This is a genomic window from Kitasatospora sp. NPDC023385, assembly GCF_055664045.1.
Map to the genome: position 1 here is coordinate 191398 of NZ_JBVOOL010000015.1, position 6419 is coordinate 197816.

Here is a 6419-nt window from a genome sequence, read left to right on the forward strand (position 1 = left end):
GCACCCGTGCTGCCTGTGGTGGAGACGGACGAGCAGTGGGACGCGATCGTCCCCGACGAATCGGTGATGCGCCCCGGCGCCGAGGCGCTGTGCGCCCGACTCGGCGTCGGCGGCCTGCCGTTGGAGCGCTTCGAGGAAGGCTCCGTCCCGGTCTACGCCGTCGGCGACGAGCACGTCCTCAAGCTGTTCCCGGCCGCCAGCGCCCAGGACAGCCTCACCGAGGAGCGCGTCCTCCTCGCGCTGCAGGGCGCGCTGCCCATCCCCACCCCCGAGGTCCGGGAGGCCGGCGCGTACGTCAACGGGTGGCGCTACGTCCTGATGTCCCGACTGCCCGGCGACGGCCTCGCCCCCGCCTGGCCGCGCATCCCCCAGGCCGACCGCGAGCGGATCGCCCGCGACTGCGGCGAGGCCCTCGCCGCCCTGCACACCCTCGACCCCGAACCGCTCGCCGACGCCCTCGGCCCCGCCGACTGGCCCGCCTTCCTGGCCCTCCGGCACCGTGACGCCGTCGACCGCCAACGCCAACTTGGCCTGCCAGAAGCCTGGTTGGAGCAGATCCCCGACTTCCTCGCCGCCGCCCCACTTCCGGCGGCGCCCCGGCGCGCCCTGCTGCACACCGAATTCATGCGCGAGCACCTGATCACCGACCCGGCCGACGGCTGGCGCCTCACCGGCCTGATCGACTTCGAGCCCGCCATGATCGGCGACCCTGCCTACGACTTCGTCGCCGTCGGCCTCTTCACCACCCGCGGAGACCGCCACCTCCTCGGAGAACTGGCGCGCACCTACGGCCGCCACTTCGACCCCCGGCTGCTGCTCGCGTACACGCTGCTCCACGTCTACAGCAACCTGCCGTGGTACCTCAGGGAGTTGAAGCCCTCCGCCCGGACGCTCGACGCCCTCGCCGAGGAGTGGTTCGGGACCGCGTAGATCCACGGTGCCGTTCCTGATCCGTGAATACGTTCCAGGGCGCGTTGCGAAGGCGATCAGGCCAATCCGCCCGATTCGTCACAACCCCTGGATAGCTTCGCCCAAGTCAGTGCCGTAGGAGGCCCAACAGACGATCGAGCCGTCGGATTCGAGCTGCCCCATGTACCAGTCATCGTCAACGCGCACGAGACACAGGTCGAAGGACAGAAAGGCCAGGATGACGTCGGGTCGCAGCGATGTGTAGTCCACGCGGCCGTGCTCCTCGACCACGACCAGGCGGTCGAGGGTGAGCAGGGCTGCTTCAGGATCCGCTGCTGCGAAGCGCACTCGCTCGATCGTCCAACCGTCGGGCAGTCCATCGTTCACCCGCCACACGATCGCACCGAGGGGTGTGTCACAGCCACTCGTATATCGCGGCGATCACCACGGTTGCCTCATAGCGAACAGCCAACTTGTCATACCTCGTGGCCACCGCCCGGTGTCGCTTCAGCCGGTTGATTCCACAAGGCCGGCTTCGGCGATCGGGCTCAGGGAGATCGTTTCGTCGCTCATGCCAGCGCCAACGCCCGGGGCCGGCCCGCCGGTGCCGTGGGCCGGCATCCTCCGTCACTCGGCGATCGAGCGTGCGATTCGAAAACCCACGTCGTCGATCCGCAGCGTCGGGTGGCTGCGGCGGCGGACGGAGGCGCGGCAGCTCCAGTGCTCGTCGAACCAGCCGCCGCCGCGCAGGACGCGGTAGCTGCCGTACACCTCGGCGTCGTAGACGTCCCAGCACCACTCCCACACGTTGCCGAGCAGGTCGTGGAACCCGTAGGCGTTCGGGAGGAGTTCGGCCACCGGGTGCGGGCGCTCGCCCGAGTTGCCGCGGTGCCAGGCGATCTCGTCCAGCGGGCCGTAGCGCGGGCCGTCCGTCCCGGCGCGGCAGGCGTGCTCCCACTCGGCCTCGGTGGGCAGCCGGTAGCCGTCGGCGAGGCGGTTCCAGGTGGCGTCCTCGCCGTCCGACTCGTAGGCGGGAGTGAGGCCTTCGCGCCGGGAGAGCTCGTTGCAGAAGCGGACGGCGTCGTGCCAGGAGACGCTGTGCGCGGGGCGCCGGTCGCCGGCCACGCCCTCGTACTGCTCATGGGTGACCGGACAGGCCGCCAGCTCGAACGACGCGATGTCGACGGCCCAACTGCGCTGGGTACGACGGTCGGAGAGCATGACCCGGCCGGCCGGAACGGTGATCATCCGGCGATCCTAGGCCGTGGTGGGCAGCAGGTCGATCGCGCTCCGCTCGGCCAGCTCCTCCGCGTGCGGCGGCAGCGGCGCACCGGCGTGCAGGGGCCCACGGACGATGGCGAGCGGCAGCCCGACGACGGCGAGCCTGAGCCGGTCGACTTCCAGGGCCGTCGCGACACCCGCCCGTTCGGCGAGAGCGGCGAACGCCTCCCGCAGCCGCTGTTCACCCTGCCGTTCGCGCGCCAGGTACTCCTCGGGCCACTCGGCCTTGCCGAACGCCTCCGCGCCGTGCAGTACGCGCCCGGCCGGTGGGTGCGCTTCCGCTTCGACGGCCCGCGCGGCTTCGACGGCTACCACGAGTTCACCGTCCACCCGGCGGGCGAGGCCACCGTGGTGCAGCACACCATCGCGATGCGACTGAGCGGCCCGGGCCGGCTCGGCTGGCCCCTGTGCATTCGCTGGCTGCACGACGCCCTGATCGAGGACAGCCTGGACCGCGCGGTGCGGGCGTGCGGCGGCACCGTCGCCCGACCCGCCCGCTGGAGCCCGTACGTCCGCCTCCTGCGCCGACTGCGGCAACGCTGAACCATTGGTGCCGAGCAGGTGTGGGAGTCGATCGGAGACTCCCATCAGGTCACCGAGCTGAACGCCGGCTTCGTGGAGTGGAGCGCGACGTACGACGTCGAGGCCGAGCACCGCGAGGTGTCCGCCGACCTGGTGCACGGCCTCTTCACCGCCGGACTGGCGGCCCTGCGCGAGCACTTCGCACGCTGAGGCAGCCGGCGGCCTACGGGCGCCACGCCGCCACGAAGGAGGCGGCCAGCACCCAGCCCGCCACCGAGGCCGCGCCCGCGAACCAGCCGAACGCGACCGCCACGAGGCCGTACCGGCGGCCGCGCGCCCGCTGGAACGCGGCCACCAGAGCCGGAATGGCGGCGGTCGGGAGGAGGAAGACGAGGAACAGCGCCCAGGGGCCCAGATCCACGGCCCAGCCGGCCATGGACAGGAGCGGCACGGAGGCGACGGCGACGACCGCGCCGGCGGCCGCACAGGCGATCCGGAACGCGCCGGGCTCCCGGTAGAACACCGGCACGCTACAGGCGGCGGTGCTGACGGCCGCGATCACGTGCAGGATTGATCCGCCGGGTCCGAGCGCCACGGTCACGACGACCAACGGCCACAGGCACACCACAGCCGCCAACCCGGCCAGCAAACGCGCGCTTGTCGGCACCACAGCCGTACGTTCACCCTCCGGCCAGATATTTGAACACGTTCAAATCTAGCACGCGGGGGGGATATCGCCGTCATCCCGGCCGCCCACCCTCGATGGCCGAGAACACCCGCCGCCGAACGGTCGCCGACGCCTCGGGAAGCCACCCCGCCAACTCCGCATCGAGCCGACGGCGCTCGGCCCGCAGCAGCCGGGCGACGCGAGTACGGGAGCAGCGCAGGAACCACCAGTCCCGGATGCGGTCGATCACGCCGGCCCCCCGGAGGGGTTCGCCCAGCGGATGCGCAACTCGTGGTCGCCGACCGGGAGCGCGAGGACGGGGTCAGCGGCGAGGTCGCGCATGACGTCGCGCGCGGCGCAGGGGCCGGTGAGCCGGTGCTCCAGGACGTAGTGCTCGGAGCGGGACATCGAGAGGTGGCAGATCGAGGCCCAGATCCTCTCGAGCGCATCGGCGTTGAGGGTGTGGACGGCCGACGGCTTGACGCCCGGGATTTCGACGAGGATGTCGTGATCGGCCCTCACGCGGCCACCTCACACCAGACGATCTTTCCGCGCGGCTCGCGCGGACAGCAACCCCACTGCTGGGCGACGGACTTGACCAGGCGAAGCCCGCGCCCGGCCTCGCCATCGAGGCCGGGCGGAGAGAGAACGGGCTGGCGGTCCCGTCGGGCATCGTGCACCTCGACGCGAAGGCGGGTGGAGTCGACATCGAGCGCGAGGTAGATCAAGTAGCCCGGCGGCGTTCCGTGCAGGACCGCATTGGTGACCAGCTCCGAGACGACCAGGAGCCCCGAGTCCTGGTATCGCTCCCCCTCCGGGATGGAGGAGAGGAGCTTGACGAGGCGGCCACGAGCCAGGGCGGGGGCGCGGCGGCTGTGCGGCAGCCAGCTGGCCGAGGAGCTGGAGGAGTTGAGCGACATGGCGAAGTCACCTTCCAGGCACATGAGTGGAGAGGGCCGAGCGGCCGACACGGCGGCCCGTACGCGTCCAACGCGAAGCGCCCATGACAGTGCGACACAGCCACACGCCATGCACATCACACATAGCAAGCGCTTCGTTACTCACAGCATGGAGTACGGCGAAGGCCAAACGCAAGGCGTTCTGTCGAAATATGAAAACTTTCAAATTCGATGCCAAGGTGCACCCCCAGGGCTCTCGCCGATGGTGGCGAACCGTCACCACTCGCAGGCACACTGGTCCCTGAACGTCATGGAGGGGTTACGCAGATGGCAGTCGCAGTGCCAGCCGTGCGGTACCGACGCATCGCCGCCGAGCTGAGGAGGCTTCGTGAGCTGAAGGACCTGTCAGCCGAAGAGGTGGCCGCCCAGGTCGAGGGCGTCAACCTGGTGAAGCTCAGCAGGTACGAGAACGCCCGCGTCCAGCTGAAGCCCGACGTCGTCCGGGCCCTGCTCGACTTCTACGAGTGCGACGAGGAACTCAAGGAGGTCCTCGTCGAGATCCTCCGGGACAAGCGCCGCCCTGGCTGGATGGCCGGCTACGAGCAGTTGAACCCGCTCTACACGGACCTGATCCGCCTCGAAGAGACGGCCGTGGGCAACAAGTCCTACCAGTCGGCCTACATCCCCGGCCTGCTGCAGACCCGTCAGTACGCTCACGCCATCATCGCCAGCGGGGTGATAAACAAGCCCAGCGTCGAGGAGCGCGTCGAAGTCCGGATCAACCGGCAGTCCGTCCTCACCCGATCCGACAATCCGCTCAAGTTGTGGGCCGTGATTCACGAGGCGGCCCTGACCATGAGCGCCGCCCCGGGCGTGATGGCCGACCAGTTGGACAAGCTGCTGCAGTTCAGCCAGCTCCCCAACATCAAGGTCCAGGTCATGCCGGCCATGGCCCCGCCGCATCCGGGAATGACCGGCTCATTCGCGCTCCTGGAGTTTCGGCAACGCGATCTCGACCTCGTCCTACTCAGCGGAATGCTCAGCAGCGACTGGGTGGAGGACCCGGACCAAGTCGACATCTATCGAGCGGCGTTCGACGAAATCATGGCAACCGCCTTGGACCTGGACCAGTCGCGCAACCTCATCGCACAGAAGAGAGACATGCTCAAGTGACCCACTTCCCCGTAGCCTCCGCACTCCCCGTGCAGTGGAGGAAGGCAAGCGCCAGCAACCCGAATGACGACTGCGTCGAAGTAGCCGACGGCACCACCGGCATCATCCCGGTCCGCGACAGCAAGGACCCCCACGGCCCGGCCCTCACCTTCACCCCTGAGGCCTGGCGGTCCTTCCTCGCCGGCATCCACTCCGACGACTTCCCCACCACCCTCTGAAGCAGCTCCCCCGGGCGGGCCCCCGCCCCCCGCGGGGGCCCCCCGGCGGGTTCGAAGTGGCCTGCGCACAAAGGGAAGTGGCGCCGGAATCGTTGACACGGGTACGACTTCGGCACCAGTCTGAGAGCGCTCTCAGACAGGTACGGACCAGAGATCGGAGGTCCGTACGACCCCGACCCCCACACGGAGGTGGAGAGTGCCGCACACTCGAACCCGACGCGCGCTGCCCTTGGTCGCCGCCACCGCCCTCGTCGGCGGAGCGCTCGCCCTCGGCGTCCCCCAACACGCCGGGGCGGCCGTACCGGACACCATCGCACTGACCATCACCAACAACTCGGGCCGCACCCAGCCCGTCTACCTCTACGACCTCGGCACCCAGCTGTCCTCCGGGCAGCAGGGCTGGGCGGACGCGAACGGCGCCTTCCACGCCTGGCCGGCGGGTGGCAATCCGCCGACTCCCGCCCCGGACGCGGCGATTCCTGGACCGGCCGCCGGGCAGTCGACCACGATCCGCATCCCGAAGTTCTCCGGCCGGATCTACTTCTCCTACGGCCAGAAGCTCGTCTTCAAGCTGACCACCGGCGGTCTGGTGCAGCCGGCCGTGCAGAACCCGTCCGACCCCAACCACGACATCCTGTTCAACTGGTCCGAGTACACGCTCAACGACTCCGGGCTGTGGCTCAACAGCACCCAGGTGGACATGCTCTCGGCGCCGTACTCCGTCGGGGTGCGCCGCGCCGACGGGAGCGT

The 6419-nt window shown here is 69.8% G+C and carries 13 protein-coding genes; 6 read left to right on the forward strand and 7 right to left on the reverse strand.

From position 1 onward, the window contains the following. Positions 1 to 6: 6 nt before the first annotated feature. Complete coding sequence (locus tag AC0B61_RS23895; RefSeq protein WP_471742760.1) at positions 7 to 930, forward strand: aminoglycoside phosphotransferase family protein; 924 nt, start codon at positions 7 to 9, stop codon at positions 928 to 930. A 78-nt stretch (positions 931 to 1008) separates the two neighbouring features. Here the strand turns inward: AC0B61_RS23895 and AC0B61_RS23900 are convergent, their stop codons facing one another. From AC0B61_RS23900 to AC0B61_RS23910, 3 genes are all read right to left on the reverse strand, one after another. After that, positions 1009 to 1296 carry a hypothetical protein gene (locus AC0B61_RS23900; protein WP_471742761.1) on the reverse strand — a complete coding sequence of 96 codons (288 nt, stop codon included), beginning with the start codon at positions 1294 to 1296 and terminating at the stop codon, positions 1009 to 1011. Between the two features lie 240 nt (positions 1297 to 1536). Continuing rightward, positions 1537 to 2157, reverse strand: a complete 621-nt coding sequence (locus AC0B61_RS23905) for a formylglycine-generating enzyme family protein (protein WP_471742762.1) — start codon at positions 2155 to 2157, stop codon at positions 1537 to 1539. Positions 2158 to 2166: 9 nt separating this feature from the next. Further along, positions 2167 to 2505 carry a hypothetical protein gene (locus AC0B61_RS23910; protein ID WP_471742763.1) on the reverse strand — a complete coding sequence of 113 codons (339 nt, stop codon included), beginning with the start codon at positions 2503 to 2505 and terminating at the stop codon, positions 2167 to 2169. On the opposite strand from AC0B61_RS23910, the gene AC0B61_RS23915 reads away from it, so the two are divergent. Beyond that, entirely contained in the window at positions 2461 to 2733 is a 273-nt protein-coding gene (locus AC0B61_RS23915) for a hypothetical protein (RefSeq protein WP_471742764.1), read from the forward strand. The two genes, AC0B61_RS23910 and AC0B61_RS23915, sit on opposite strands and share 45 nt — an antisense overlap. Positions 2734 to 2751: 18 nt before the next feature. Continuing rightward, on the forward strand, positions 2752 to 2922 hold the full coding sequence (locus AC0B61_RS23920) for a hypothetical protein (RefSeq protein WP_471742765.1): 171 nt from the start codon (positions 2752 to 2754) through the stop codon (positions 2920 to 2922). A gap of 13 nt (positions 2923 to 2935) precedes the next feature. Here the strand turns inward: AC0B61_RS23920 and AC0B61_RS23925 are convergent, their stop codons facing one another. From AC0B61_RS23925 to AC0B61_RS23940, 4 genes are all read right to left on the reverse strand, one after another. Continuing rightward, complete coding sequence (locus AC0B61_RS23925) at positions 2936 to 3349, reverse strand: hypothetical protein (RefSeq protein ID WP_471742766.1); 414 nt, start codon at positions 3347 to 3349, stop codon at positions 2936 to 2938. A 103-nt stretch (positions 3350 to 3452) separates the two neighbouring features. Continuing rightward, positions 3453 to 3629, reverse strand: coding sequence for a hypothetical protein (locus tag AC0B61_RS23930; RefSeq protein WP_471742767.1), 177 nt, complete (start codon positions 3627 to 3629; stop codon positions 3453 to 3455). After that, the gene (locus AC0B61_RS23935) at positions 3626 to 3901 is read right to left on the reverse strand and encodes a hypothetical protein (RefSeq protein WP_471742768.1); all 276 of its coding nucleotides are present in this window, start codon (positions 3899 to 3901) and stop codon (positions 3626 to 3628) included. Before AC0B61_RS23935 ends, AC0B61_RS23930 begins: the two co-directional genes overlap by 4 nt. Continuing rightward, a complete protein-coding gene (locus tag AC0B61_RS23940) occupies positions 3898 to 4299 on the reverse strand; it encodes an ATP-binding protein (protein ID WP_471742769.1) in 402 nt (133 codons plus the stop codon). The genes AC0B61_RS23935 and AC0B61_RS23940 overlap by 4 nt, the downstream gene beginning before the upstream one ends. A gap of 306 nt (positions 4300 to 4605) precedes the next feature. On the opposite strand from AC0B61_RS23940, the gene AC0B61_RS23945 reads away from it, so the two are divergent. The 3 genes from AC0B61_RS23945 to AC0B61_RS23955 all read left to right on the forward strand — a co-directional run. Next, a complete protein-coding gene (locus AC0B61_RS23945; protein ID WP_471742770.1) occupies positions 4606 to 5451 on the forward strand; it encodes a helix-turn-helix domain-containing protein in 846 nt (281 codons plus the stop codon). A 29-nt stretch (positions 5452 to 5480) separates the two neighbouring features. Continuing rightward, positions 5481 to 5669: a DUF397 domain-containing protein gene (locus AC0B61_RS23950; RefSeq protein WP_471742771.1), complete on the forward strand. Its 189-nt coding sequence runs from the start codon at positions 5481 to 5483 to the stop codon at positions 5667 to 5669. A gap of 196 nt (positions 5670 to 5865) precedes the next feature. Continuing rightward, the coding region (locus AC0B61_RS23955; RefSeq protein ID WP_471742772.1) for a beta-1,3-glucanase family protein at positions 5866 to 6419 on the forward strand (554 nt) is incomplete at its 3' end.